Here is a 24,097-nt window from a genome sequence, read left to right on the forward strand (position 1 = left end):
TTCGATGTTGCGGACTGGTGGACCCAGGGGGATTCGAACCCCCGACCTTCTCATTGCGAACGAGACGCGCTACCAACTGCGCCATGGGCCCGTGACCGGGTAACACCATATCACCCGTGCGAGCCCCGAACGAATCGAGCCGACCTCACTCGATCAGACCGCCCGACGGCGGCGGCGGAGCACCGCGTCGAGGTCGTCGATGCCGGGGGTCGTCTCGCCGACGATGCCCATGCGCGCGTAGGGACTCGCCGGTTCGGCGACGGCCGACACCGACCCCGACGTCGGCTCCGCCTCCGCCGCCGGCTCGGCCGGTCGGGAAGGAAGGCGCGGCGGCTGGGGCGCGATCTCGGCGGCCCGTTCGGCGAGCTCGGCCTCCACGCCGGCACGGCGCAACTGCTCGGCCGCCTCGATCGAGGCCATCGCCGCGGCGGCGATCGTGCCCCGCGACAGTGTGAGCGGGCGCGGGAGGGGCTGCGGAGTCCACCCCGGCTCGTGCACCTCCTCGGCCGGGAGCTCGATGGGCTCGAACGGCTCGGCGACGACCGGCTCCGCCGGCGCGACGGCGACCGGCACGATCGCACGCCCCGCTCGCGCGAGCCGGGCGAGCTCGGCCAACGCCACGACGACGCCGACGGCCGCCACGATCGCGACCGCGGACGGCAGCCCGAACGGCAGGCCGACCAGGCCGACCACGAGCGCGAGCAGCGAGGCGAGCAGCAGCAGGCTGCGCCGGCCACGACGCCTCCGGAGTCGGCGGCGCTGCGCCGCGAGATCGGGTGCCGGGGCAGCGGCGGTCGCGACATCCGACTGCGCGACATCCGACTGCGACTCTGCCCGCACGACGTCGATCGGCGCCGTGGCGAGCGCGCGCAGCGCGAGCTCGCGCGCGTCGCGAGCCGCCTGCTCGGCCGCGACGCGCTCGGCGATCGCGAGCTGTTCGGCCGCCTCCGCCTCGGCACGGGCGGTCGCCTCGTGCTCGGCGAGGATGCGCTGCTGCGTGGCGACCTCGCGCGCCGACACCTCGAGCCGCACCGGCTCGGGCGTCTCGCTCGTCTCGGCGATGATGCGGATCGTCTGCCCGAGCCGCACCGCATTGCGCTCGGTCGCCAGATACTGCCGGCGTCGCAGCCAGCTCGGCAGCAGGTACGCGACCCAGAGCACTGCGGCGGCCGCCATCAGCACACCCCCGCCGATCACGTCCATGGGTCAACGTTAGGGGACGCCGCGCGCTCGACCGAGCCCGGGCCGGGTGTGTCAGCGATCCGACACGCGAAGTGGGGTCACCGCCGCCGCTCGATCGCTGTCGGGGATGTGCGCGGCGGCGGACGGCACCCGACCGTCGCGCCACCGGCCGAGCACGCCGCCTCGCCCCAGCTCTTCGGCGACGAGCGCGAACGAGAAGTGGTCGCGCCAGTCGCCGTCGATGTGGATGAACCGTCGCCGCAGCCCCTCGTAGCGGAACCCGAGCTTCTCGACGACGCGCAGACTGGGCGCGTTCTCGGGCCGGATGCAGATCTCCATACGGTGCAGCCGCAGCACCCCGAAGCAGTAGTCGGTGGCCAACGCCACCGCGGTCGGGGTGATGCCGCGCCCCGCGAAGCCCTGCGCGACCCAGTACCCGATCGAGGCGCTCGACAGCGATCCGTGCGTGATCGACGAGACGTTCAACTGGCCGACCAGTCGCCCCTCGTACTCGATCAGGAACGGCAGCGCGCTGCCCGCCCGCGCGTGCGCGAGCAGATTGCGGATGCTCGCCTTCGTGTCGATGATCGTGCCGCCACCGGGGTAGGTCGCCTCCCACTGGCGCAGCCAGCTGCGGTTGTCGAGCAGCACCTGCTCGAGCGGACGGGCATCGCGGGCCCGGATGGGACGGAGCACGACCTCGTCGTCGCGAAGGGTCGGCAGCAGCGCGGCCGGCATCTCAGTCGCGCGGGTCGGCGCCCCGCGCCACGAACTCGGCGAGCCAGGAACGCAGGTCGGGGCCGAGGTCGGGGCGGTCGGCGGCGAGCTGGACGACCGCCTTGATGTAGTCGAGCTTGTCGCCGGTGTCGTACCGACGGCCACGGAAGATCACGCCGTAGACGCCACCGGTGCCCTCGACGTCGCCCGCCATCTCCATCAACGCGTCGGTGAGCTGGATCTCGCCGCCCTTGCCCGGCTCGGTGCGTTCGAGCACCTCGAACACCTCGGGCTTCAGCACGTAGCGGCCGATCACCGCGTAGTTCGACGGCGCGTGCTCTTTCGCGGGCTTCTCGACCAGCCCGGTCACCCGCACGACGTCGGGATCGCCGGTCTCCTCGACCTCGGCCGCGCCGTAGAGGTGGATGCTGTCGGGGTCGACCTCGAGCAGGGCGATCACCGTCGCGTCACGCTCGACGTGCTCGGTGAGCATCCGCGTCAGCAGCGGGTCGCGTGCGTCGATGAGGTCATCGCCCAGCAGCACCGCGAACGACTGGTCGCCCACGTGCTTCTTCGCCCGCAGCACCGCATGGCCGAGCCCCTTCGGGTCGCCCTGGCGCACGAAGTGCACATCGGCCAGCCCGCTCGACTCCTGCACCCGCTCGAGCTTGGACTCGTCGCCCTTCGCCGTCAGCGTGTACTCGAGCTCGGTGGCCCGGTCGAAGTGGTTCGCGAGGGCGTTCTTGTTGCGCCCGATGATCATGAGCACGTCGTCGAGGCCCGCGGAGACCGCCTCCTCGACCACGTACTGGATCGCCGGCTTGTCGACGACCGGGAGCATCTCCTTCGGCATCGCCTTGGTCGCCGGCAGGAACCGGGTGCCGAGTCCTGCGGCCGGGATGACCGCTTTGGTGATCCGTTTCGTCATGCGGACAGCGTACCGGGCGCGCTCCGCGCAGCGGAGAGCGGATCCGGCCGATCCGACCGGTCGATGCGGGTTCGGCGCGGCACGGAGCATCCTAGGATGTCGCCATGCCCGACGATCCGGACGTCCAGAAGCGGATCCTGCGCGCCGAGCTCCGCGAGCGCCGCCAGAACCTGCCCGCGCACGAACGCGAACACGCCGCCGAGGGGTTCACCGCCCGGCTGCAGGAGCTCGTCGGCATGACCGAGGCCGAATCGATCTCGTGCTACCTCTCGATGCCGACCGAGCCCGACACCCGGCCCTTCGTCAACTGGGCGGAGGCCCGCGGCATCCGCGTCCTGTTCCCGATCACCCGCGAGGACGGCCTGCTCGACTGGACCGTCGGGGAGGAGCAAACCGAGTCGATCGGCCTGCACGGCGTGCCCCAGGCGCACGGCGAACTGCTCGGGCCGATGGCGATCAACGACGTCGACCTCATCATCGTGCCGGCCGCCGCCATCGACGCGACGGGCATGCGACTGGGCTGGGGCCGGGGCTATTTCGACAAGACCCTCGGTTCGATGGGAAAATGTCCTCCGGTGTACGCCGTCGTGTTCGACTCCGAGTTCGTCGAGCACGTCCCTCGCGAGCTGCACGACCAGCCCGTCAACGGCGTCGTGACACCGACCCGCATCGTCGCGTTCTGACCGCGCGGCGCTGCCCCGAAGCATCCGACGCACCACCCGGAGAATCCCCATGCCCACGTATTCCTACCGCTGCACCGAGTGCGGCAACGCCTTCGACATCCACCAGGCGTTCACCGACGACGCGCTCACCACGTGCGAGGCGTGCGGCGGCCGGCTGCGCAAGCTCTTCAACACCATCGGCGTGACCTTCAACGGGTCGGGCTTCTACCGCACCGATTCGCGGTCGGGCGGCTCCGGGGGCGGCGGCGGGTCGAAGGCGTCGGATGCCTCGTCGGGCGGTTCGTCGAAGTCGGATGCCTCGTCGACGTCGAGCACCGCCGGGTCGGGCTCGTCGGGCTCGGGCTCGTCGTCGGGCTCGGGCTCGTCGTCGTCCTCGGCTAGCGTGGCGTAGGTCTGTTGCACACCGACGAACGAGGGGGCGCTGTGTTCAAAGGCTTCAAGGAATTCATCCTGCGCGGCAACGTCATCGAACTGGCCGTGGCGGTCGTCATCGGCGCCGCGTTCACGGCAGTCGTGAACTCGATCGTCGCGAATCTCATCAATCCGCTGATCGGCGCGATCTTCCGCGCCGACAGCCTGGACGACGCCCTCGTCGTGACGATCCCATCGCTGTACGGCGAGGGCGCGCAGATCAAGTTCGGTGCGGTGCTCGGCGCGATACTCACGTTCCTCATCGTCGCGGCTGTGGTCTACTTCGTGTTCGTGCTGCCGATGAACACCCTGAAGGAGCGCGCCGAGCAGAAGCGCAAGTCCGGCGCGCCCGATCCCGACGAGCCCGAGAGCGAAGTGACCCTGCTCGCCGAGATCCGCGACCTGCTCGCGGCCGAGCGCGGCTCGCGCGGCGACCGGTAGGTCGGCGCACGGCGGACGCGAACCGCACGGTCACCAGTGCGGGGGCCGCTCCCGGGTGATGCGTTCGTCGTCGGCGCTCGCGTTCCCGCGCTTGCGCGGAGCATCCGGCTCGTGCGCCCCCGGCACCGCCTGCTCGGGCGACGGGTCGCTGCCGGGCGCAGGCGTCAGGCGCGCCCGTCGCGCGCGCCCGGGCGCGCGCTCGACGCGCTGGCGCGGCGCCCCGTCGGCTCCGGCCTCCGATCGCGGCTCGGTGCTCACGACGCCTCGGCGACGCTCCGCTCGACGGCGTCCGCCTTGCCGAGCAGGGTCGCGACCCGCGCGGCGACCGCGTCGGGGTTGCCGAACAGCTCGAAGCTGTGCACGCGCAGGTAGTGCCATCCGAGCCGGCGCAGCACGTCGGGGCGCAGCCGCAGCGACTCGCGCAGGCTGAGGTCGCCGAACGACGCATCCGTCTCGACCACCACCGCCTTGCCCGCGTTCGCGGCAGCCAGCGCGAGCCGCCCGCGGTACCCGAGCGTCACCCGCACGCCGAGCGCCTCGAGACGCGCCGCGAGGTCGGCGAGCATCGGCTCGGCACCGTGCGCATCCTCGTCGCGGGCCTGCCGCTCCTCGGTCTGGCTCAGCACCTGCGCGAGCGCCAGCACGCCGTGCGACTGGCGGTCGGCATCGATGTGGTCGGGACGGAACGCCGAGACCAGATCCATCGACCGGCGCGCCCGGGTCATGCCCACCGCCAGCAGCCGATCCCCGCCCGGCTCGCCGAGCGGCCCGAAGTTCGACAGCAGCCGGCCGTGCGGCGTGCGGCCGTACCCGACGGAGAAGATCACCCGGTCGCGGCTCTGCGCGACCGCCTGCTCGAGGGTGAGCACCGTGAACGGCTCGGCGCGGTCCTTCAGGATGAAGTCGGTGAGGTCGGAGCGCTTCGCGAACGCCGACAGCACGGCCTGGTGCACGCGCGCGGCGTGCCGGGCGCTCGCGGTGATGACCATCAGCGACTCGCGCGGGCGCTTCACCGCGTGCTCCATGACGAGCTCGACGACCTTCGCGAGTTCGGCATCGACGCTCTCGACCGTGCCCGTGACCGCGTCGGGCAGCCCGTTGCCGTCGACGTAGTGCAGTCGCAGGCTGCCGTGCCCGAGGAACGAACCCGCCCACGGCAGCGACTGGATGCGGCCGCCGTAGAACCGGCGGTTCACGAGTTCGGCCAGGTCTTCGCCGCCCGCGCGGTAGCTGCGGGTCAGGGTCATGGTCGGCAGCAGTTCGCCGAGGCGTGCGAGCGCCGAGTCGGCGTGCAGCGCGTCGACGCCCTGCACCGTGCGCGGTGCGGGAGCCGGCGACGCGTCGGGGTCGTCGATGCCGGTGTCGAAGAGGGTCGGCGTCTGCGTCACCGGGTCGCCGAAGGCGACCACCTGCTTCGCGCGGCGGATCGCGCCGAGGTTCTCGGCGAAGGTCGTCGCCCCCGCATCGACGAGGATCACCGTGTCGAACGGAATGGCGTCGTCGATCTCGGCCAGTTCGTACGGCGAGGCGAGCCAGACCGGCGCGAGCAGGCGGAACAGATGCGGCGCGCGCCGGTGCAGCTCGGTCGGCCGCACCCGGTCGCCGCGGAGCATCCGGCGCAGCTCGTCGGCCTCGTCGGCGTGGTCGACCAGGGCGACCCGCCAGTTCTCGGCGAGCCGCCACGCGACGAGCGGACCGCCCGCCGAGGCGTGCGCCTCGTCGACGAGCCGGAAGTCGGCTTCGAGCCGATCGAGCACCACCGTGTTCGCACCGAGCAGCGCCTGATCGGCGGCGAGCGCCTGCTCCAGCATCGACTGCCACCAGGCGAGTTCGAGCTCGTCGGCGACCCGGCTCTCGGGGACGTGCCGCTTCGTCAGGTCGACGAGCAGCGGGTCGAGTCCGGTCTCGCGCAGGCTGGCCAGCAGCGCGGTGCGCTCCTGGAGGTTCTGCAGCACCTCGGAATCCTCGGCGAGCCCGTCGAGCAGGTCGGTGAGCTCGCGGATGGGTCGGGCCGCGAGCTGGCGCGCGGTGCCCTCGAGCCCGAGCGGGACGTCGAGGCTCGCCAGGTCGGCGGTCACCGTGCGGTACAGCACGTGCACGTCGTCGATGCCGACCGGCACGGCGGGCACCGCGCCCGCATCGGAGTAGCGCTGCCAGAGGGTGCGCTGCTGCTGGATGCCGCGCAGCGCCGCGTTGACGTCGCCGACGTGCACCCCGGGGCGCACGTACTCCAGTGCCAGCCGGCGCAGCCGCCGGCGGTTCGCGCCCGACATGCCCTGCGCGTCGCGGCGCGACCCGGTCGCGGCGATGAGCTCGCCCAGCGGGCGGTCGTACACCGACGGCTGGAACCGGTCGAGGGTCTCGCGGATCGCGAGCAGCAGTCGCAGGAACACGCCGAGCTCGGCGATCGACTCGAAGGGCCGCAGCCGGGTCTGGCCGATGAGCGTGCGACCGCGGTCGAGCAGGCGCGGCACGTCGGAGTGCGCCAGCCGACGCGCCAGGTCGTGCGCCGCCGTCGACGCCGCCGCGGTGGCGAACACCGCGCCGTACCAGGGCGAGTCGCCGGGGCCGTACTTGAACTCGCCGAGCGCGGCGGCCCGCACCAGGTCGCGCGCCACCGCCTCGCGGCCGCCCGCGAGGGCGATCAGGCAGTCGTGGTCGAGCCGGGCGGTGGTCTGCGGGGGGTGGCGCAGCAGCGCGAGCCGAGAGAGCTCGCCGAGCGCGTCGAGCACCGAGACGCCCAGCGCGGGATCGGGTCGGCTCAGCGCACCGCGGTAGTCGACCAGCACCTTGCGCAGCCGCACGAGCGCGTCGTCGACGTCGGCGACCCGGGGCCGCTCCGCCTTCTCGTTGCGCGAGATCGACTGCACCAGCTCGCGACGCAGGTTCGCCGTGGTGACCGCGGCGCCGCCGAGGCCGACCTGGGCGAGCCGGTGCGCGATGCCCTCGAGGCTCGCCCGCCGAGGACCGACGACCAGCACCCGGCGGTCCTTCTGCACGAGCGCCCCGACCGCGTTCACGATGGTCTGGGTGCCGCCGGTTCCGGGCAGCGTCTTCACGACCAGCGAGGCGCCCGCCTCGATCTGGGCGATCACCCGCTCCTGTTCGGGGTCGGCGTCGAGCAGCAGGCGGTCGCCCTGCGGAGGTCGTTCGTCCTGCGGGACGATGGGCGCCGGCTCGGGGCGCACCGCAACCGTGGCGCGCGCACTGCGGTTGCCGGCGATCGCGTCGATCACGGGGTGGTCGAGGCGCACCGCATCGGCGGCCATCGCGGGCCCCACCTCGGCGAAGCTCGACACCACGAGTCGCGGCGCCACCCGGAACCACGGCAGGTGCGAGGTGAGCCCGCGGAGCCGATCGATCACCGGCTGCGGCTTGAACACGCCGTTCGTGAGCGCGAGCGCGACGAACGCGTCGGCGTCGAGCGTGATCTGGAACTGCTCGCGCAGCTCGCGCGCGAGCGCGGGGTTGAGGAACGGCTGGCCCTTCAGCTTCAGCTCGAAGTCGCGCCCGTAGCGGCGGATCGCGAGCGGGCGCAGCAGCACCGGCGCGAGGAACTCATCGCCCTCGTTGCGCCACGACGCGAGCCCGATCGCCAGATGCACCGACTCGATGCCGCGCACCGAGCGCAGCTCGATGCCCTTCTGGGTGATCTCGGCCGCGGCGAGCTTCGCGTTCCGCAGCGCGAGCTCGTCGCGGATCAGGCTCGACAGCAGCGTCGACTTGCCGGTGATGAACTGCGGCAGACCGCCCGGATGCGTCGTGGAGAGCTCGATGCGGGTGCGCGGCGTGTCGACGAACCGCACGAGCGGCGATGAGCCGCCCACCGCGGCGAGCTCGGTCAGCCAGCGGCGGTGCGCAGGCTCGGCGACGTTGCCGGCGACGAGGGCCGGGTCGCCGAGGCTCAGGGCGTCGGGGCTGGTGGCGTTGGTCGACATGGGATCCGGGGTGAGTTCGTCGGCGGCGGCATCCTGCTCGGGCGGGAGGAACCCCTCCTCACCGTCATCGCGATCGAGCCGTTGCACACGGATACCATACGGTGCCCGCGCCCCGAATCCCGGAAGCATCGCCGCGGACCTCGCACACGACCCCCCGCTCCCCCGTGCGGGCGAGCGCCCCGCCTCACGCGAGCAGCGCGAAGTCCGTGGCGTCGAGTCGGTGAGCGCGGGCGACGCCCTCGTTCGTCAGCTTGCCGTCGGTGGTGTTCAGGCCCTTGGCGAGCGCGGAGTCCAGCGCGAGCGCCTTGCGCCAACCGAGGTCGGCGATCTTCAGCGCGTACGGCATGGTCGCGTTCGTGAGCGCCGGGGTCGAGGTCGCCGGCACCGCACCCGGCATGTTCGCCACGCAGTAGAAGATCGCCTCGTGCACCCGGTACGTCGGCTCGGCGTGCGTGGTCGGGCGCGAGCCCTCGAAGCATCCGCCCTGATCGATCGCGATGTCCACGAGCACCGCACCGCGCTTCATCGAGGCGACCATCTCGTCGGTGACGAGCTTGGGCGCCGCCGCACCGGGCACGAGCACGGCGCCGACCACCAGGTCGGCATCGCGCACCTGGCGGGCGATCTCGTACGGCGACGAGGCGAGGGTCTTGATGCGGTGGTCGTACCGCGCGTCGATCTCGCGCAGCTTCGGCAGCGAGATGTCGAGCACGGTGACGTCGGCGCCGAGTCCGAGCGCGGTCGCCGCGGCCTGTTCGCCGGCCACGCCCCCGCCGAGGACCACGACCTTCGCGGGCGCGGTGCCCGGCACGCCGCCGAGCAGCACCCCGCGACCGCCGCGCGACGCGAGCAGCTCGGCCGCACCGGCGAGCGGGGCGAGCCTGCCCGCGACCTCGCTCATCGGAGTGAGCAGCGGCAGCGACCGGTCGGGCAGCTGCACGGTCTCGTACGCGATCGCCGTGGTGCCGGCCGCGAGCAACGCCCGGGTGAGCGGCAGGTCGGCGGCCAGGTGCAGGTAGGTGAAGAGCGTGAGGTCGCTGCGCAGGTAGCGGTACTCGCTCTCGATCGGCTCCTTCACCTTCAGCACGAGCTCGGCCGACCACGCGTCGGCGGCGCTCGGGGCGATCTCGGCGCCCGCGAGCCGGTACTCCTCATCGGTGTAGCCGGCGCCGACGCCCGCACCGGTCTCGACCGCGACGCGATGGCCGTGCGCGGCGAGCGCGTGCGCACCCGCGGGCGTGATCGCCACGCGGAACTCGTTGTTCTTGATCTCTGTCGGCACGCCGATGTGCATGAGTGCTCCGCTCGCTTCCGATTCGCTGAAGGGGCCACACCATCGTGCGCGTTCGTTCGCCGATCCGAAAGATCGACCGCACAGAATTCCGTCGAGGCATCCTAGACTGAGTGAAAATTCAGAAGGATGCCTCGCCATGACGGATGCACCGCAAGAACCGCGCAGCACCGGCCCGGCGCAGCTCGACGACCTCGACCGCGAGATCATCGCCCGGCTGCACGAGAACGCCCGGATCCCGAACGTCGACCTCGCCCGCGCCGTCGGCATCTCGCCGTCGACGTGCCTGGCGCGGGTGCGGTCGCTGCGCGAGCGCGGGGTCATCCGCCGCTACACCGCCGAGATCGACCCCGCCGCGCTCGGCTACACCCTGCAGGCGCTCGTGAGCGTGCGCATCCGGCCCGGCGCGCGGCACCTCATGGAGCAGATCTCCGACGACCTGCGCCGCGAACCCGAGGTGGCGCAGCTGTTCTTCCTGGGCGGCACCGAGGACTTCCTGATCCATGTGCGCGTGCGCGACAGCGAGCACGTGCGGCAGTTCGTGCTGAAGAACCTGTCGGCGAACCCCGCCGTCGCCCTCACCGAGACGAACCTCGTGTTCGAGCACCACACCGCCCTCACCCCCGGGCTGCGCACGGTGCTCTGAGCCCCTCCGCTCCCTGAGCCCGTCGAAGGGAGCCGCCGCGACCGCAAGCCCCCTGAGCCCGTCGAAGGGAGCCGCTTCGACCGCAAGCTCCCTGAGCCCGTCGAAGGGAGCCGCCTCGACCGCACGCCCCCTGAGCCCGTCGAAGGGAGCCGCTTCGACACGCTCAGCGGGCTTCGACCGCAAGCCCCCTGAGCCCGTCGAAGGGAGCCGCTTCGACACGCTCAGCGGGCTTCGACCGCACGCCCCCTGAGCCCGTCGAAGGGAGCCGCTTCGACAGGCTCAGCGGGCTTCGCAGCTCAGCGGGCTTCGACAGGCTCAGCGGGCCTCGCAGCTCAGCGGGCCCGGTCGAGCGTCAGGATCTCCCCCAGGTCGAGGCCGTCGGGCGCGTCGAGCTGCGCGTACGTGCACGACTCGGGGTCGCGGTCGGGCCGCCACCTGCGGAACTGCGCGGTGTGCCGGAACCGATCGCCCTCCATGTGGTCGTACGCGACCTCGACGACGCGTTCGGGCCGCAGCGGCACGAACGAGAGGTCCTTGCCGGTGCTCCAGCGGCTCACCGCGCCCGGCATGCGGTTCGTCGCGTGCGCCTCCTGGTCGGCCCAGGCACCCCACGGATGCTGCGACCAGTCGGTCTCGACGAGCGGTGCGAGCTCGTCGACGAGCTCGGCGCGCCGCACCATCGAGAAGGACGCCGCGACGCCCACATGATGCAGCCGGCCGTCGTCGCCCCAGAGGCCCAGCAGCAGCGACCCGACGATCGGCCCGGTCTTGTGCCACCGGTACCCGGCGACCACGCAGTCGGCGGTGCGCTCGTGCTTGATCTTGAACATCGTGCGCTTGTCGGGCTGGTACGCGCCGTCGAGCGGCTTCGCCACGACACCGTCGAGACCGGCGCCCTCGAAGCGGGTGAACCAGTCGCGGGCGACGTCGAGGTCACCGGTCGAGGGGGTGACGAAGACGGGGTCGGATGCCTCGGCGAGCGCCGCCTCGAGCTGCCGGCGCCGCTCGCGGAACGGCCGACCGGTGAGGTCGTCGTCGCCGAGCGCGAGCAGGTCGAACGCGACGAACGACGCGGGCGTCTGCTCGGCCAGCAGCGTCACGCGGCTCGTCGCCGGATGGATGCGCTGCTGCAACGCCTCGAAGTCGAGCCGGCCGTCGCGCACCAGCACGATCTCGCCGTCGACCACGCAGCGCTCCGGCAGGTTGCGGCGCAGCTCCTCGACGAGCTCGGGGAAGTACCTGGTCATCGGCTTCTCGTTGCGGCTGCCGAGCTCGACCTCGTCGCCGTCGCGGAACACGATCGTGCGGAAGCCGTCCCACTTCGGCTCGACGTGGCGGACGTCGGGGATCTCCTTCACCGACTTGGCCAGCATCGGCTTGACGGGCGGCATCACCGGCAGGTCCATCCGTCCATCATGGTCGCTCCGCTCGCCTGCGGGTAGCAGTCGGGGTCGACCCGGTCAAGGGCTGGCCGCGGCATCCGGATCGTCCTAGCGTGGTGGAGTCGGCGCCGTGCGCCCCGATCGCCGCGAGCGCCGCACCGACCCGAGCATGAGGAGCACCCGCCATGTCAGGACCCGACGCCCACGATCCGACGCCCGATCGCGACCTCGCCGACGAGGCCGTACGGGCCGCCGAACAGCACCAACGCGCCGAAGAGGAGGCCGACGAAGCCGAGGCGGTCGTGGTCCGCGACGACGACGGCTCGGGCATCCACGAGGAGCGGGCGCAATGACCACCGTCCTCGAACCGCCGGCCCCGCTCGAGTCGCGCCCCGGCCCGCCCGCGGCGCCGTCGCTGCCGCCGATCGGCCAGTGGTGGCCGCAGCTGGAATCGCCCCTGCGCCGCGAGATCCTCGAACGGCCCACGGCTCCGCTGCCGCACCCGGTGGTGCGGCGCATCCTCGACCTCTGCGACCTCGAACGCATGCCCGTTCCGGTCGGGTCCATCCGCCTCGGCGAGAACGAACTCGCCTACCTCGCCGGATGGCGGCGCATCGAGCCCGACTGAGCTCGGGCGACGGGCGGCGCGGCGGCGCGTCGCACCGCCTGGGTCAGCGCGCCGCGGGAGACTCGGGGCGTGAGCACAGCCGAGGGGGCCGGCGCGCGCGCCACCGCCCGCTACGACCGCGACAGCGTCGAGTTCTCGCGCGCCGTCGCGTTCTTCGACGCCGCCTACGCGTTCGCCCTCACCCTGCTGGTCGTGAACATCGACCCGCCGCCGGCCGAGGATTGGGCGACGCCGGCGCGCTGGGTGACGAGCGGGCTCGGCTGGCAGTTCTTCGGGTTCGCGGTGAGCTTCATCGTGATCGCCGTCTTCTGGCGGGTGAACCATCGCCTCGGAAGCGAGTTCACCGGATTCTCGAGCGGCACGATCACCGCGAACCTGGTCGCGCTCGCGCTGATCGTGTTCATCCCGTTCTCGACGCAGGGCATCAGCGACCCCGCCACCGCCGACGAGCCGCTCGCGGTCGCCGTCTACGCGGTGAACATCAGCGTCGCCGTCATGGCGCAGAGCGCCGTCTATCTGGTCGCGCGCCGCGACCGGCTGCTGCGGCACCCGCTCCCCCGACGGGCCGACACCGTGAACCTCATCGACGCGATGTCGACGCCGGCGGTGTTCCTGCTCTCGATCCCGGTCGCCTACCTGTGGGGCGCGGAATGGGGTCGCTGGTGCTGGCTGCTGCTCATCGTCGTCGGCCCGATCAGCGGGCGCTGGGCCGCACGCCGCGTCGCGCGGATCGTCAGCGAGGAGCGCCCGGCACCGCCGCCAGCTCCATCGTCATGAACACGCTCAACGGGTCGGGCCCGTAATCGGCGAACGGCCCGCACTCGGTGAAGCCGTACTTCGCGTACAACCGCCGCGCCGGACGGAAGAAGTCCTGCGGACCCGTCTCGAGGCTCATCCGCGAGTACCCGCGACGGCGGGCCTCGTCGAGCACGTGCTCGAGCAGACGCGCACCGAGCCCGAGGCCGCGCGCCGCGGCATCCGTGCGCATCGACTTCAGCTCGCCGTGGCCCGGATCGAGCTCCTTCAGGGCCACGCACCCGAGCAGGTCGTCGCCGGCCGCGATCACCCAGAACGTCACGTTCGGTGCGGCGAGCCCCGACACGTCGAGCGCGTGCACGCTCTCGGGCGGCGACTCGGCGTGCATGTCGGCGAGGTGGTCGGCGAGCAGACGCAGGGTGCGCGGGTCGGCGAGATCGCCCCGCTCGATGGTGATGCTGCGATCGGGAATGGCGAGGTCGGTCACCCGGGCGAGTCTGCCACCGCCGTGTTACGGGCGGATGTCGCGGGGCCGGGTGTGCGGTACGTGCGTGCCCCCGGCAGGATTCGAACCTGCGCTTCCGACTTAGGAGGTCGGCACTCTATCCCCTGAGTTACGAGGGCGGGGCCGTACGAGTCTACTTGGCCAGACGCGTCGCCTTCCTCCGATGCCCGAACGGCCGCTCGCGGAGCGCCCGGTAGGGTGGCACGCGGCGACCGGCGCCGGGGAGAGGAACGCATGAGCGGCACGAGGTTCTGGATCGGCGCGTCGACGATCGGTGCACTGGGTGCCGCGGCACGGGGCGTGCGGCGGCTCGAGGTCGCCGACGACGGCACGGCCGTGCTGGGCGAGCCGGTCGAGGTCGGCCCGAACCCGATGTTCCTCGCCCGGCGCGGCGACACGGTCGCGATCGTGCACGAGCTCGCCGACGGACTCGTCTCGACGTGGCGGCTCGACGGCGGAACCCTCGCCCCGCTGGCCCCGACCGCACCCACCGGCGCGGCCGACCCGTGCCACGTCGCGTTCGACGAGACCGGCCGGTTCGCGCTCACGGCGAACTACTCCGGCAGCCGGGTGACGGCCCACCGTGCCGGAGCCGACGCCGCGCTCGTCTCCGCCGTCGACTTCACCGGCAGCGGCCCGCGCGCCGACCGGCAGGAGGCCCCGCATCCGCACCAGATCGTGCCCGACCCCGCCCGCGATCGCGTGCTCGTGCCCGACCTGGGCGCCGACCGGGTTCGCGTGGTGCGGCTCGACGCCGACGGCGGGCTCGTGCACGAGGCATCCGCCGACCTCGTGCTGCACGCCGGAGCCGGCCCGCGGCACCTGGTCGTCGTCGACGACGTCGCGATCGTGGCGAACGAGCTGGACCGCACCGTCAGCGTCGTCGACCTCGCCTCCGGCGAGGAGGTCTCGACCGCTCCGCTCGGGCCGGACGTCGCGCCGCGCGGGCTCGGCGCATCCACGATCCGGATGACCCGGAGCGGCGTCGTGCTCGTCGGCGACCGCGATCTCGACGGCGTGCAGGCGCTGCGCTACGAGGCATCCGACCGCTCGCTCACCCACGTCGGCTCGCTCGCGACCGGAGGCCGCCACCCGCGCGACCTCGAGCTCACCGCCGACGAGCGCCATCTCGTCGTCGCCGACCAGGGCTCGGACTCGCTCGCGATCGTCGCTCTCGACGCCGCGGGCGTGCCGGTCTCGGTCGTCGCGTCGATCGCGACCGAAGCGCCCGCCTGCGTGCTGCGCGCCTGAAGGCGCGGCCGCACGTCCTGCCGGGCGCGAGCGGAGCGGGCCGTGCTCGGCCGAGCACGACTACGCGGGCGGGTAGAGGTATAGCGCCGACCCCACCGGAATGGTGCGCACGTGGTACGAGTGGTCGCTGTTCTGGTTGTACTCCTCGATCGTGACCGTGCCGTCGCCGTTCACCGCCTGCACGTACGCGACGTGGTTGTACGGGAACCAGGCGACCGCACCGACGATCGGCTCACTGCTGGTCTGCCGGCCGCGCGACACCCACTCGTCGGCCCACGCGTAGGCGCTGCCCGACGCGAGGTTCGACCAGTCCCATTTCCACGGCGCCGAGGTCACGCCCTGGTCGCGATTCATGCGCCACGCGACGAAGTCGACGCACTCGCGGAAGTAGTACCGCAGCGGAGACAACCCGCCGCCGTAGTCGTCGGGCGTCTGGTCCCACCAGGGATAGTCGTCGCCCTCGGCCTGCTGAGCCGGGGTGTAATACGCGCCCGAGTGGTTGGCGACGCTCGCCGCCCACGCCGCCTGATCGGCGGCCTCCTGCTCGGCGGCGATGCGGTCGATCTCGGCCTTCGTCGTCACCGCGTAGGCATCGGTCGACACCGCCCCCTCGCTGGCGAGGATCGAGACGTCCAACGCCTGCGCTCCGGCGAGCGTGTTGCGGAAGAAGCTCGACGGGCCGCCGGCACCCGTGCCCGGTGCGAACGCGTAGGCCGGCAGCGCCACCGTGCCGACGATCGCGGGCACCACGAGCACGGTCGCGAAGACCCTCGCCGGGCCGTTGCGCCGCCGACGCTCGGCGACGGGACGGGCGGGACGGACGGAATGCGACGGAGCCGCCGGTGCGGCGGGTGGGGTCGAGGCAGCGGGGGCTGAAGCGGCCGGTGCCGCGGACGCAGACGCCGCCGTGGTTGCAGACGCCGCCGAGGTTGCAGGCGCCGCCGCGGACGCAGACGCTGCGGAGACAGACGGCACCGCGGAGGCAGGCGCTGCGGCCGGCACGGTGGCGGGCGACGGCGCCGACGTCGACGGCGTCGACGGCGCCGACGTCGCCGACGTCGCGGTCGGCATCGGCCGCGAGGTATCCGATCGTCGTTGCTCGGCGCGCGAGGCGACCGGCGCCGATGCGACGCCGCCCGCCCGCGAGGCCTCGGCACGACGAGCTTCGGCCCGCGAGACGTGCGGGGACGGCTGCGGCGCCTCGGGCTTCGCGAGCAGGTCGAACTCCGCGGCGGCGCTCGGCTGCAGCGCGGCCGTCGAGCGCGGCGCGAGGCCCGGCCTCGGTGCGGTGCGGGGCTGCGGCGTCACGTCGAAGTTCGGCACCGAACCGGGTCGCGGCGCAGCGGGCGGAACGGTGTTCGCCTGCGGCACGGGGTTCGCCGGCGGCACGGTCGGCCGCGGAGGAGTCGGCTGCGGCGAGAACAGCGGCGCAGCGGCCGGCTGCGCGGGGCCCGGCTGTACGGCCGGCTGGGCGACGCCCGCCCGGTTCGCGTACGGCTGCGGCGCGGCCGGCTGCGATGCCAGCGGCATCGGCGGCGGCGTGGCACGCAGGTCTCGGCGGGCGGGGTGGGCGCCCGAGGTCGGACCGGAGAACCCAGCGGGCGCACCGCCCGCAGCACGGGTTCCCGACGACTCGGCGCGGCGCAGATCACGCCTCGACGGCTGGGCGCCGCCGATGTCGTCACCGCTCAAGAGCTGCACCTCCGGGGGAACAGACGCGTCGCGGTGCAGCACGACGCGGGGGCTCGGTACTCGGCTCGAAGCGGGACTCGGTGCCTCGAACTCGTCCAACCATAGGGCACGCACGCCCCGATGTCACGATCACGCGGCTTGCAGATACTCGCCCCACTGCGGCAGCGGTCGCTCGAATCCGCGCACGACCCAATCGTGTCCGTGCGGCATCTGCGGCGTGAACCGCAGGTCCCACCCCATCTCGGCCGGCGTGTGGTCGCCCTTCGCGTTGTTGCAGCGCAGGCAGCACGCGACCAGGTTCTCCCAGGTGTCGCGGCCGCCACGCGAGCGCGGCAGCACGTGGTCGATCGTCGCCGCGGACTTGCCGCAATACGCGCACCGGTGCTCGTCGCGGCGCAGCACGCCGCGCCGGCTCACCGGGATGTGCGCCATCCGCGGCGGTCTCACGTACCGGGTCAGCACGATGACGCTCGGGCGGTCCCACGGGCCGCTGGTGCCGAGGACCGGGTGGTCGTCGTCGCGGACGATGACGGTGGCTTTCTGGTGCATGACGAGCAGGAGCGCCCGCTTGAACGAGACGACGGCGAGCGGTTCATAGCCCGCGTTCAGCACGAGTGTGCGCACGGAGTGCCTTTCGATCGGTGCTGGATGGCTTCCAGCCGCGTGAACAGGACACGATCCGAGCGGGTCGGGGTGCGGATATCGCGACGCGCGCCGAAGGGACGGACCCCTGCGGAGACGAAGAACGGGCACCGTCCAGAGAACGGTGCCCGTCGGCATGATGGTCGCGCTGCCCGCGAGGCTGACTGCTGCGGCGCTGATCGAAGAGCGCGCGCGCACCCGTGGAATGGATGCCTTGCACTCGGATCATCGCCCGCCTCCTCGGATGGCTCGGATCGTCGAGGTCCAGGCTAAACCGCGAACGGCGTGCCGGAACCCCCCGGCACGCCGTTCGGCGTGCGCGTCACGCGATGTTCACGCAGGATGCGCACTCACACGCCGATGCGCACGATGCGGTAGTCGCTCGTCCAGATCGGCTGGATGCGCACCGATGCGCCCTCGTACGGCGCGTGCAGGATCATCCCGCCGCCAGCGTAGAAGCCGTCGTGACCGGACATGATGACCAGGTCGCCCGGCACCGCTGCCGACTCCGCGATCGTGCTGCCCGCCGCCCCCTGACCCGCGGACGAGTGCGGCAGCGAGATGCCGAACTGCGCGAACACGTACATGACGAAGCCCGAGCAGTCGAAGCCGGCCGGCGTCGCGCCGCCGTAGACGTACGGGGTGCCGATGTACTGCGTTGCGACGTTGTACACCGCGGCGAGGTCGTACGACGGGTACGGCGGGTTCGCGAGGAGGTCGCTCACGGACGGCCCGGTGTATCCGGCCGCGTACGACGCCATCTGCGCCTCGGCGGCCTGGCGGGCGGCCTCGGCGGCGGCCGCCGCTTCGGCGGCGGCGCGGATCTCGTCGCCCGTCGTGGTGGCGAGTCCGTCGGTGGTCACCGGTGCGGCGATCACGTCCTCGGCCACCTCGACCGACTGCGGGTTGGCCTTGGTGAGACGGGCCTCGGCCGATTCGGCGAACTGCGGCCCGTTGCTGCCGGGCGCGAACGCGTACGCGGGGATCGCGAGCGTGCCGACGATGCCGGCCGAGATCGCCATCACGGCGACGTTCGCGACGCCGCCGCGGCGCAACCGCCGGGTCGACGCGAGCGCGGGGGTCGCCTCGGCGGTGCGGCGTCCGGCGCGCACGGCGGCACCGAGGTCGGCGACGGCGGGCGATTCGGGCCCGGTGTCGGCCGGGGCGAGGGGGATCTGGGGGGCGGTTCGGGTCTTCGCGGCCTTGGCGGTCGATCGGAGCGATCGCCGGGGGCCGGTGCCGCGGAGGCGGCGCCAGGGGGAACGAGCCAAAAGAGGGTACCTCCGTCGCCCGCGGCCCTGAGGCCGGCCCACCTGGCTCGCCTTGCGGCGCTTCACGGGTTTCCCGGTCGAGCGGTGGAACCAGGGGCGTCTCGACCTCGGCCCGCCGACTGGCTTCTGCCGGCGAACTCGAACGAGGATACGTGACGACCCCTCGAATGTCACATCCGGGTAACGGAACGGTCACGATTCGGGACGATCGGCCCGAGACCGGGCGCCGCCCGAAGCCGGATCGGCCGCCGAGATCAGTCGCCGATGAACAGGTGCCCGGCCACCTCGGTGGGCAGTTCGAGACCGCCCTCGACGCCCTCGACCGTCACCCGCACGTAGCTGCCGGCCGGGCTGAACTCGGCCGTCGCCCCCGGCACGATGCCCGCCTCCTTCAGCTGGGCCAGCAGTTCGGGGTCGAACTGCACCGGCTCGGCGAGTCGACGCACCACGCCGCGCACGGGCTGATCGGTGTCGGAGAGCGTGTCGAGCAGGTTGCGCACGCCGTGCAGGAAGCGCTCGGCAGGCGGCAGGCCCAGCTCCTCGAGCCCGGGGATCGGGTTGCCGTAGGGCGACTCCGTCGGCCCGCCGAGCAGTTCGACGAGCCGGCGCTCGACCTGTTCGCTCATCACGTGCTCCCAGCGGCAGGCCTCGTCGTGCACGTACTCCCAGTCGAGCCCGATCACGTCGGCCAGCAGACGCTCGGCCAGCCGGTGCTTGCGCATGACGTGCACGGCCTTGCTGCGGCCCGAGGGAGTGAGCTCGAGATGACGGTCGTCGGAGACGACGACCAGGCCGTCGCGCTCCATGCGGGCGACGGTCTGCGACACGGTCGGCCCGGAGTGCCCGAGCCGCTCCGAGATGCGCGCACGGAGGGGCACGATGCCCTCCTCCTCGAGGTCGAGGATGGTCCGCAGATACATCTCGGTCGTGTCGATGAGATCGGTCACTCCGCCCCTCCGTTTCGTCGTCGACCAGCCTACCCGTGATCCGAGGGCGATCGGGCGAGCCGCCGCGCGGCCGCTGACTAGAATCGTGCCCATGCCGAGCCTCGTCATTCCCAGCGACCTCCTGCCCGCCGACGGACGATTCGGCTGCGGCCCGTCGAAGGTGCGCCCGTCGCAGCTCGCCCACCTCGCGGCGGTCGGCCCCGCGCTGCTCGGCACCTCGCACCGCCAGGCTCCCGTCAAGCAACTCGTGGGCCGGGTGCGCGAGGGCCTCGCCGACCTGTTCGCCCTGCCCGACGGCTATGAGGTCGTCCTCGGCAACGGCGGCTCGACCGCCTTCTGGGACATGGCCGCCTTCGGGTTGATCGAGCGTCGCGCGCAGCTGTGCGCCTTCGGCGAGTTCGGCTCGAAGTTCGCCGCGGCGGCGAACGCCCCGTGGCTCGAGGCGCCCGACGTGCGCACCGCGGCGGCCGGCACCCGCAGCGAGCCCCAGGCGGTCGCCGGCGTCGACGTCTACGCCTGGCCGCACAACGAGACCTCGACCGGGGTGATGGCTCCGGTGCGCCGGGTCGCGGGCGACGACGGTGCGCTCACCGTGATCGACGCGACCAGCGCGGCGGGCGGCGTCGCCGTCGACGCGACCGAGTTCGACGCCTACTACTTCGCCCCGCAGAAGAACTTCGCCTCGGACGGCGGGCTCTGGTTCGCGCTGCTGTCGCCCGCGGCGGTCGAGCGCATCGAACGCGTGGCGGCGAGCGGACGCTACATCCCCGAGTTCCTGTCGCTGAAGAACGCGGTCGACAACTCGCGGCTGAACCAGACGCTGAACACGCCCGCCCTCGCCACCCTGCTGCTCATGGAGAACCAGCTCGAGTGGATGAACGCCGAGGGCGGCCTGGCCTGGGCCGACGCGCGGACGCGCGAGAGCTCGTCGCTGCTGTACGCCTGGGCCGAGGCGTCGCCGGTCGCGACGCCGTTCGTCGCGGACCCCGACCACCGCTCGCAGGTCGTCGTGACGATCGACTTCGACGAGGCGATCGACGCGGCCGCGATCGCCAAGGTGCTGCGCGAGAACGGCGTCGTCGACACCGAGCCGTACCGCAAGCTCGGCCGCAATCAGCTGCGGGTGGCGACCTTCACGGCGATCGAGCCCGACGACGTGCGGGCCCTCACCGCCTCCATCGACTACGTGCTCGAGCGGATCGGCTGAGCCGCGTGCGCCTCTGGCTCAGCGAGAGCGAGCGCCGGCCCGACCCGGCCCCCGCGCGAGCCGACGCGCGCAAGGCGCTGCTGGCCGGCACGGTGCTCTGGGCGCTCGCGCTCGTCGCGTCGCTGATCTTCGCGGGTGCGCTGGCGTCGGCCGGCCTGGGCTGGGTGGGCGTCACCTGCTGGGTCGGGGTCGCGCTCGGCCTCGCCGGCCTCGTCGTCGTGCAGGTCTCGCGACGGCGGCGGCGTCAGTCGACGGATGCCTCGGGCTCGGCGCCGACCTCGGACTGATCGGGATCCTCGCCGCCCTCGACCGATGCGTGGACCTCGACCGGTGCGCCGACCTCGAACGGGTCGTCGGATTCGTCGAGCACGTCGATGTCGATGCCGTCGAACTCGTGCGCATCCTCGTCGCCGAAGTCGTCGTCGGCGTCGTCATCATCGAACTCGTCGCCCTCATCGGCGTCGGCCGGGTCGGAACCCTCGTCGAGATCGGCGTCGCCGAAGTCGCCGTCGTCGAGATCGCCCTCGGCCGATCCGGAGTCATCGCCGGCCGCGCCGACGGCGGCCGCCGCCTGGGCGGCGCGATACTCGGCCAGACGCTCGGACCACGGCACCCACTCGGGCGCGAGCAGCGCCCGGTCGCCCGGCATGAGCTCGGTCTCGAGCACGGTCGGCTCGGCGCCCTCGACCCGCGCGAGCGTCACGCTCCAGTGCCACCCCGGGTACCCCGAGAGATCGGCCGCGAACAGCAGCGTGAGCACGTGCTCGCCCTCGACCACGTGGCCGATCACCGACCCGACCGTCTCGGGCGGGGTGACCTCGAGCAGCGCACGCTGCGCGAGCGCCGCCGACGCGAGCAGCACGTCATCGGCCACCGGGGCGGGTTGCGCGTCGTCGGTCGCGACGGACTCCTCGGGCTCAGGCATCCAGTTCGTCCGCCACCTTGCGCAGCAGCGCCGCGATCTGCCGGCCGCGCGCCTTGTCGGGGTAGCGGCCCCGGCGCAGGTCGGTGCCGGCCGCGTCGAGCCACTTCACGAGGTCTTCGACCACGACGGCCATGTCGTCGGCGGACCGGCGGTTGATCTTGGTGAGGCTCACCGGCGCTTCGAGCACGCGCACCGACAGCGCCTGCGCACCGCGCTTGCCGTCGGCGATGCCGAACTCGAGTCGTGTGCCGCTGCGCACCGTGGCTCCGGTGGGCAGCGCGGACGCGTGAAGGAAGACCTCCTGGCCGTCATCGGTGCTGATGAAGCCGAAGCCCTTCTCCTCGTCGTAGAACTTGACCCTGCCGGTGGGCATCGTATGGAACCTCGCTCGCTTGTTTCGGGGCACGCCGGATCGCACCGGCCCGACCCCCAGTCTACGGCGGGCGCGGGGTTCGCGCCCTGTCCTATCCTTGGTGTTGTGTCCTCCCAGAGTCCCGTCGTCGAACACCGCAGCGAGCGGATCCTCGCGTACATGGTCGCCGGCACCGTCGGCCTCTCGATCGTCGCCTTCTTCGCGGTGATGATCGGCACGCTCGTGAACGCGAATCGGCCCGACTGGCTGCAGGAGGGCATCTGGCCGTTCGTCGTGATGCTGCCGTGGTTCGGGTTGCCGATCGGGTTCCTGCTGCTCATCGCACTCCTCATCGTGAACGGCGTCCGGCGGGCGCGCGAGTCACGGGGATCGGCCTGACGAGCGGCCATGCTCGAACTCGCCGCCAGGCTCCGCGCGATGTCGCGCGACTCCCTCGCGGCTGCGCTCGCCGCGCGTGAGTTCGACCGCTCGGGCGTCGACGACCTGTTCGACCTCGCCGAGGCGCTGACCACGGCGGATTCGCTCGATCACGCCGTGGCCCGCCTCGACCGCCCGCACCTCGCACTGCTCGCCGTCGCGTCGACCCTCGCCCAGGGCGAGGCCCCCGTCACCGCGACGGCCGTCTCCGACGAACTGCGGCGGCTCGAGGCATCCGACCGGCTGACCGCGCACGCCGACGCCCTGCTCGCCGACCTCGACGGGCTGCTCCTGCTGGTGCTCGACGACGACGGCGGAGTGCAGGTGCCCGGCGCGGTCGCGCAGCGACTCGTGCCCCGGCTCGGAGCCGACCTGCCCGAGCTCGTCGCCCTCGTCGCCCCCGCGCCGCCCGTGCTCGAGGCTGTCGACGCCGTCGACCGCACGCTGCTCGCCCGCCGGGCCGCCGAGGCCGCCTACGCGACGCTCGCGGCGACCGCCGAACTCATCGCCGCGCTCGGGCTGCAGCCCGCACGCGAGCTGGCCAAGGGCGGGCTGTCGCTGCCCGACTCCAAACGCATCGCCGAGGCCACCGGGCTGTCGCTCGACGAGGTGCCGGCGCTCGCCCGGCGCGCGACCGAAGCCGGCCTCATCACGCGCGACGGCGCGTACTGGTACGAGTCCGAGCAGGGGGCGTCCTGGGTGCTCGCCGACCCGGCCAGCCGGTGGCGGCTGCTCGCGGAGTGCTGGCGCGATCGCATCCCCGCCCCGCTGCGCGAACTCGTCGCCCGCCGCACCGGATCGCTGTCGGCCGCGGCGCTGCGCGACGACGTCGCCTGGTTCTACCCGGCGGGCGGGCCGTGGCTCGACGACGGGCTGCGCCGGCTCGCCGACGAGGCCGACGCCCTCGGCCTCGCCGTCTCGCGCGAGCCCGTCGAGAGCGCTCGGCTGGTGCTGGCCGGCGACCTCGACCGTGCGGCCTCGGAACTCGCCGCGCACTTCCCGAAGCAGGTCGACAAGGTGTACCTGCAGCACGACCTCTCGATCGTCTCCCCCGGCCCCCTCGAACCCGCGCTCGACGCCCGCCTGCGCAGTTTCGCCGACGTGGAAGGCCGCGATCTCGCCTCGAGCTACCGCGTGAGCGCGGCATCCGTGAACCGCGGTCTCGCTGCGGGCGAATCGGCCGAGTCGATCCGCAGTTTCCTCCAGTCGATCTCCCGCACGGGCGTGCCGCAGCCGCTCGACTACCTGGTCGCCGAGGCCGCGCGACGGTTCGGCGCGGTGCGGGTGGCGGCTGCCGACCCGGCCGACGCTCCGGCGAAGTCCTCGGTGCGGTCCGACGACGCGGCGCTCGTCGGCCAGCTCGAGGTCGACCAGTCGCTCGCCCCGGTGGCGCTGCGCCGCACCGGCGACCACCGGCTGCTGTCGCGGTTCCCGCCCGACGTGGTCTTCTGGGCGCTCTCGGACGCGAAGTACCCGGTGGCCGCCGAGGACGCGACCGGGCGGATCCTGCGACTCACTCGCCACCGGCTCGCCGCCGCCCCGCCGCAGCCCTCGGCGCCGACCGACCCGATCGGCGAGCTGCTCGACCGCATCCTGGTCTCCGCCGACGGTCCGGCGACCGAGCAGGCCTGGCTCGCCCGCCAGCTCGAGGCCGCGGCGCGCGCGAAGGAGACGCTCACCGTGACCGTGCGCATGCCCGGCGGCCAGACCGCCGACTACCTGCTCGCGCCCGCGAGCGTCGCCAACGGGCGGCTCCGCGCCCGCGACCGCAAGGCCGACATCGAGCGCACACTGCCGCTCTCGGCGATCGCGGCGGTCGGGCCGGCGCCTGCGGGCGCCTGAGCGCGCTCCGCGGCATCCGGGC

The 24,097-nt window shown here is 72.8% G+C and carries 26 protein-coding genes and 2 tRNA genes; 12 read left to right on the forward strand and 16 right to left on the reverse strand.

The features are described 5' to 3' along the window. Positions 1 to 15 precede the first annotated feature (15 nt). The 4 genes from MTO99_RS08885 to galU all read right to left on the reverse strand — a co-directional run bounded on the left by MTO99_RS08885 (position 16) and on the right by galU (position 2,827). Positions 16 to 91, reverse strand: a tRNA-Ala gene (locus MTO99_RS08885). A 62-nt stretch (positions 92 to 153) separates the two neighbouring features. After that, positions 154 to 1,203, reverse strand: a complete 1,050-nt coding sequence (locus tag MTO99_RS08890; protein ID WP_243558497.1) for a hypothetical protein — start codon at positions 1,201 to 1,203, stop codon at positions 154 to 156. Positions 1,204 to 1,254: 51 nt separating this feature from the next. Next, positions 1,255 to 1,920 carry a GNAT family N-acetyltransferase gene (locus MTO99_RS08895; RefSeq protein ID WP_243558499.1) on the reverse strand — a complete coding sequence of 222 codons (666 nt, stop codon included), beginning with the start codon at positions 1,918 to 1,920 and terminating at the stop codon, positions 1,255 to 1,257. 1 nt (position 1,921) lies between these two features. Then, positions 1,922 to 2,827, reverse strand: coding sequence for a UTP--glucose-1-phosphate uridylyltransferase GalU (galU, locus tag MTO99_RS08900; RefSeq protein ID WP_243558501.1), 906 nt, complete (start codon positions 2,825 to 2,827; stop codon positions 1,922 to 1,924). 104 nt (positions 2,828 to 2,931) lie between these two features. Here galU and MTO99_RS08905 point away from each other — a divergent pair, with 104 nt between their 5' ends. Genes MTO99_RS08905 through mscL form a run of 3 tightly spaced genes read left to right on the forward strand, consistent with a single transcriptional unit; the run spans position 2,932 to position 4,362 of the window. Further along, positions 2,932 to 3,510 (forward strand): 5-formyltetrahydrofolate cyclo-ligase, encoded by a 579-nt coding sequence (locus MTO99_RS08905; protein WP_243558503.1) that lies wholly within the window; start codon positions 2,932 to 2,934, stop codon positions 3,508 to 3,510. A gap of 49 nt (positions 3,511 to 3,559) precedes the next feature. After that, the gene (locus MTO99_RS08910) at positions 3,560 to 3,901 is read left to right on the forward strand and encodes an FmdB family zinc ribbon protein (protein ID WP_243558505.1); all 342 of its coding nucleotides are present in this window, start codon (positions 3,560 to 3,562) and stop codon (positions 3,899 to 3,901) included. A 32-nt stretch (positions 3,902 to 3,933) separates the two neighbouring features. Beyond that, the gene (gene mscL / locus MTO99_RS08915; protein ID WP_243558507.1) at positions 3,934 to 4,362 is read left to right on the forward strand and encodes a large conductance mechanosensitive channel protein MscL; all 429 of its coding nucleotides are present in this window, start codon (positions 3,934 to 3,936) and stop codon (positions 4,360 to 4,362) included. 30 nt (positions 4,363 to 4,392) lie between these two features. On the opposite strand, the gene MTO99_RS08920 is transcribed toward mscL, so the two are convergent. The 3 genes from MTO99_RS08920 to ald all read right to left on the reverse strand — a co-directional run bounded on the left by MTO99_RS08920 (position 4,393) and on the right by ald (position 9,594). Next, entirely contained in the window at positions 4,393 to 4,620 is a 228-nt protein-coding gene (locus MTO99_RS08920; protein WP_243558509.1) for a hypothetical protein, read from the reverse strand. After that, the gene (locus MTO99_RS08925) at positions 4,617 to 8,387 is read right to left on the reverse strand and encodes an AAA family ATPase (RefSeq protein ID WP_435520817.1); all 3,771 of its coding nucleotides are present in this window, start codon (positions 8,385 to 8,387) and stop codon (positions 4,617 to 4,619) included. Before MTO99_RS08925 ends, MTO99_RS08920 begins: the two co-directional genes overlap by 4 nt. Before the next feature lie 97 nt (positions 8,388 to 8,484). After that, on the reverse strand, positions 8,485 to 9,594 hold the full coding sequence (ald, locus tag MTO99_RS08930; protein ID WP_243558511.1) for an alanine dehydrogenase: 1,110 nt from the start codon (positions 9,592 to 9,594) through the stop codon (positions 8,485 to 8,487). A gap of 136 nt (positions 9,595 to 9,730) precedes the next feature. On the opposite strand from ald, the gene MTO99_RS08935 reads away from it, so the two are divergent. Beyond that, positions 9,731 to 10,237: an Lrp/AsnC family transcriptional regulator gene (locus MTO99_RS08935; protein ID WP_243558513.1), complete on the forward strand. Its 507-nt coding sequence runs from the start codon at positions 9,731 to 9,733 to the stop codon at positions 10,235 to 10,237. Between the two features lie 332 nt (positions 10,238 to 10,569). On the opposite strand, the gene MTO99_RS08940 is transcribed toward MTO99_RS08935, so the two are convergent. Beyond that, complete coding sequence (locus MTO99_RS08940) at positions 10,570 to 11,643, reverse strand: ATP-dependent DNA ligase (protein WP_243558515.1); 1,074 nt, start codon at positions 11,641 to 11,643, stop codon at positions 10,570 to 10,572. A 161-nt stretch (positions 11,644 to 11,804) separates the two neighbouring features. On the opposite strand from MTO99_RS08940, the gene MTO99_RS08945 reads away from it, so the two are divergent. From MTO99_RS08945 to MTO99_RS08955, 3 genes are all read left to right on the forward strand, one after another. After that, entirely contained in the window at positions 11,805 to 11,972 is a 168-nt protein-coding gene (locus tag MTO99_RS08945; RefSeq protein WP_243558517.1) for a hypothetical protein, read from the forward strand. Next, positions 11,969 to 12,247 carry a hypothetical protein gene (locus tag MTO99_RS08950; protein WP_243558519.1) on the forward strand — a complete coding sequence of 93 codons (279 nt, stop codon included), beginning with the start codon at positions 11,969 to 11,971 and terminating at the stop codon, positions 12,245 to 12,247. Before MTO99_RS08945 ends, MTO99_RS08950 begins: the two co-directional genes overlap by 4 nt. Positions 12,248 to 12,316: 69 nt before the next feature. Next, entirely contained in the window at positions 12,317 to 13,024 is a 708-nt protein-coding gene (locus MTO99_RS08955; protein WP_243558521.1) for a TMEM175 family protein, read from the forward strand. On the opposite strand, the gene MTO99_RS08960 is transcribed toward MTO99_RS08955, so the two are convergent. After that, the gene (locus tag MTO99_RS08960) at positions 12,981 to 13,490 is read right to left on the reverse strand and encodes a GNAT family N-acetyltransferase (RefSeq protein WP_435520818.1); all 510 of its coding nucleotides are present in this window, start codon (positions 13,488 to 13,490) and stop codon (positions 12,981 to 12,983) included. The two genes, MTO99_RS08955 and MTO99_RS08960, sit on opposite strands and share 44 nt — an antisense overlap. Before the next feature lie 65 nt (positions 13,491 to 13,555). Next, positions 13,556 to 13,627, reverse strand: a tRNA-Arg gene (locus tag MTO99_RS08965). A 115-nt stretch (positions 13,628 to 13,742) separates the two neighbouring features. Here MTO99_RS08965 and MTO99_RS08970 point away from each other — a divergent pair. Next, entirely contained in the window at positions 13,743 to 14,759 is a 1,017-nt protein-coding gene (locus MTO99_RS08970; protein WP_243558523.1) for a lactonase family protein, read from the forward strand. Between the two features lie 60 nt (positions 14,760 to 14,819). Here MTO99_RS08970 and MTO99_RS08975 read toward each other — a convergent pair whose 3' ends face one another. From MTO99_RS08975 to MTO99_RS08990, 4 genes are all read right to left on the reverse strand, one after another. Then, positions 14,820 to 16,451: a CHAP domain-containing protein gene (locus MTO99_RS08975; RefSeq protein ID WP_243558525.1), complete on the reverse strand. Its 1,632-nt coding sequence runs from the start codon at positions 16,449 to 16,451 to the stop codon at positions 14,820 to 14,822. 129 nt (positions 16,452 to 16,580) lie between these two features. Next, a complete protein-coding gene (locus MTO99_RS08980; RefSeq protein WP_243558527.1) occupies positions 16,581 to 17,075 on the reverse strand; it encodes an HNH endonuclease in 495 nt (164 codons plus the stop codon). Positions 17,076 to 17,443: 368 nt separating this feature from the next. Continuing rightward, complete coding sequence (locus MTO99_RS08985) at positions 17,444 to 18,364, reverse strand: C40 family peptidase (protein ID WP_243558528.1); 921 nt, start codon at positions 18,362 to 18,364, stop codon at positions 17,444 to 17,446. A gap of 254 nt (positions 18,365 to 18,618) precedes the next feature. After that, positions 18,619 to 19,311 carry an iron-dependent transcriptional repressor DtxR gene (locus tag MTO99_RS08990; protein WP_243558530.1) on the reverse strand — a complete coding sequence of 231 codons (693 nt, stop codon included), beginning with the start codon at positions 19,309 to 19,311 and terminating at the stop codon, positions 18,619 to 18,621. Positions 19,312 to 19,402: 91 nt separating this feature from the next. Between MTO99_RS08990 and serC the strand changes: the two genes are divergently transcribed. Together serC and MTO99_RS09000 are read left to right on the forward strand one after the other, a co-directional pair. After that, entirely contained in the window at positions 19,403 to 20,518 is a 1,116-nt protein-coding gene (gene serC / locus MTO99_RS08995; protein WP_243558532.1) for a phosphoserine transaminase, read from the forward strand. 5 nt (positions 20,519 to 20,523) lie between these two features. Continuing rightward, positions 20,524 to 20,805, forward strand: a complete 282-nt coding sequence (locus MTO99_RS09000) for a DUF2530 domain-containing protein (protein WP_243558534.1) — start codon at positions 20,524 to 20,526, stop codon at positions 20,803 to 20,805. Here the strand turns inward: MTO99_RS09000 and MTO99_RS09005 are convergent. Beyond that, complete coding sequence (locus MTO99_RS09005; RefSeq protein WP_243558535.1) at positions 20,763 to 21,443, reverse strand: DUF3027 domain-containing protein; 681 nt, start codon at positions 21,441 to 21,443, stop codon at positions 20,763 to 20,765. The two genes, MTO99_RS09000 and MTO99_RS09005, sit on opposite strands and share 43 nt — an antisense overlap. Then, entirely contained in the window at positions 21,436 to 21,816 is a 381-nt protein-coding gene (locus MTO99_RS09010) for a cold-shock protein (protein WP_243558537.1), read from the reverse strand. The genes MTO99_RS09005 and MTO99_RS09010 overlap by 8 nt, the downstream gene beginning before the upstream one ends. A gap of 105 nt (positions 21,817 to 21,921) precedes the next feature. Between MTO99_RS09010 and MTO99_RS09015 the strand changes: the two genes are divergently transcribed. After that, on the forward strand, positions 21,922 to 22,194 hold the full coding sequence (locus tag MTO99_RS09015) for a multidrug ABC transporter ATPase (protein ID WP_243558539.1): 273 nt from the start codon (positions 21,922 to 21,924) through the stop codon (positions 22,192 to 22,194). Between the two features lie 39 nt (positions 22,195 to 22,233). Beyond that, the gene (locus MTO99_RS09020; RefSeq protein WP_243558541.1) at positions 22,234 to 24,075 is read left to right on the forward strand and encodes a helicase-associated domain-containing protein; all 1,842 of its coding nucleotides are present in this window, start codon (positions 22,234 to 22,236) and stop codon (positions 24,073 to 24,075) included. The last annotated feature ends 22 nt before the right edge of the window (positions 24,076 to 24,097 follow it).

Origin of the sequence: Agromyces larvae, assembly GCF_022811705.1 — a bacterium.
Taxonomy (GTDB): domain Bacteria; phylum Actinomycetota; class Actinomycetes; order Actinomycetales; family Microbacteriaceae; genus Agromyces; species Agromyces larvae.

Bases quoted from the DNA above. Each gene is read 5' to 3' on its own strand.
- MTO99_RS09010 (WP_243558537.1), bottom strand. From the start codon at position 21,816: ATGCCCACCGGCAGGGTCAAGTTCTACGACGAGGAGAAGGGCTTCGGC.
- MTO99_RS08935 (WP_243558513.1), top strand. From the start codon at position 9,731: ATGACGGATGCACCGCAAGAACCGCGCAGCACCGGCCCGGCGCAGCTC.
- MTO99_RS08890 (WP_243558497.1), bottom strand. From the start codon at position 1,203: ATGGACGTGATCGGCGGGGGTGTGCTGATGGCGGCCGCCGCAGTGCTC.
- MTO99_RS08950 (WP_243558519.1), top strand. From the start codon at position 11,969: ATGACCACCGTCCTCGAACCGCCGGCCCCGCTCGAGTCGCGCCCCGGC.
- ald (WP_243558511.1), bottom strand. From the start codon at position 9,594: ATGCACATCGGCGTGCCGACAGAGATCAAGAACAACGAGTTCCGCGTG.
- MTO99_RS08945 (WP_243558517.1), top strand. From the start codon at position 11,805: ATGTCAGGACCCGACGCCCACGATCCGACGCCCGATCGCGACCTCGCC.
- MTO99_RS08895 (WP_243558499.1), bottom strand. From the start codon at position 1,920: ATGCCGGCCGCGCTGCTGCCGACCCTTCGCGACGACGAGGTCGTGCTC.
- MTO99_RS08940 (WP_243558515.1), bottom strand. From the start codon at position 11,643: ATGGACCTGCCGGTGATGCCGCCCGTCAAGCCGATGCTGGCCAAGTCG.
- MTO99_RS08970 (WP_243558523.1), top strand. From the start codon at position 13,743: ATGAGCGGCACGAGGTTCTGGATCGGCGCGTCGACGATCGGTGCACTG.
- MTO99_RS08905 (WP_243558503.1), top strand. From the start codon at position 2,932: ATGCCCGACGATCCGGACGTCCAGAAGCGGATCCTGCGCGCCGAGCTC.
- galU (WP_243558501.1), bottom strand. From the start codon at position 2,827: ATGACGAAACGGATCACCAAAGCGGTCATCCCGGCCGCAGGACTCGGC.
- serC (WP_243558532.1), top strand. From the start codon at position 19,403: ATGCCGAGCCTCGTCATTCCCAGCGACCTCCTGCCCGCCGACGGACGA.
- MTO99_RS09005 (WP_243558535.1), bottom strand. From the start codon at position 21,443: ATGCCTGAGCCCGAGGAGTCCGTCGCGACCGACGACGCGCAACCCGCC.
- MTO99_RS09020 (WP_243558541.1), top strand. From the start codon at position 22,234: ATGTCGCGCGACTCCCTCGCGGCTGCGCTCGCCGCGCGTGAGTTCGAC.
- MTO99_RS08910 (WP_243558505.1), top strand. From the start codon at position 3,560: ATGCCCACGTATTCCTACCGCTGCACCGAGTGCGGCAACGCCTTCGAC.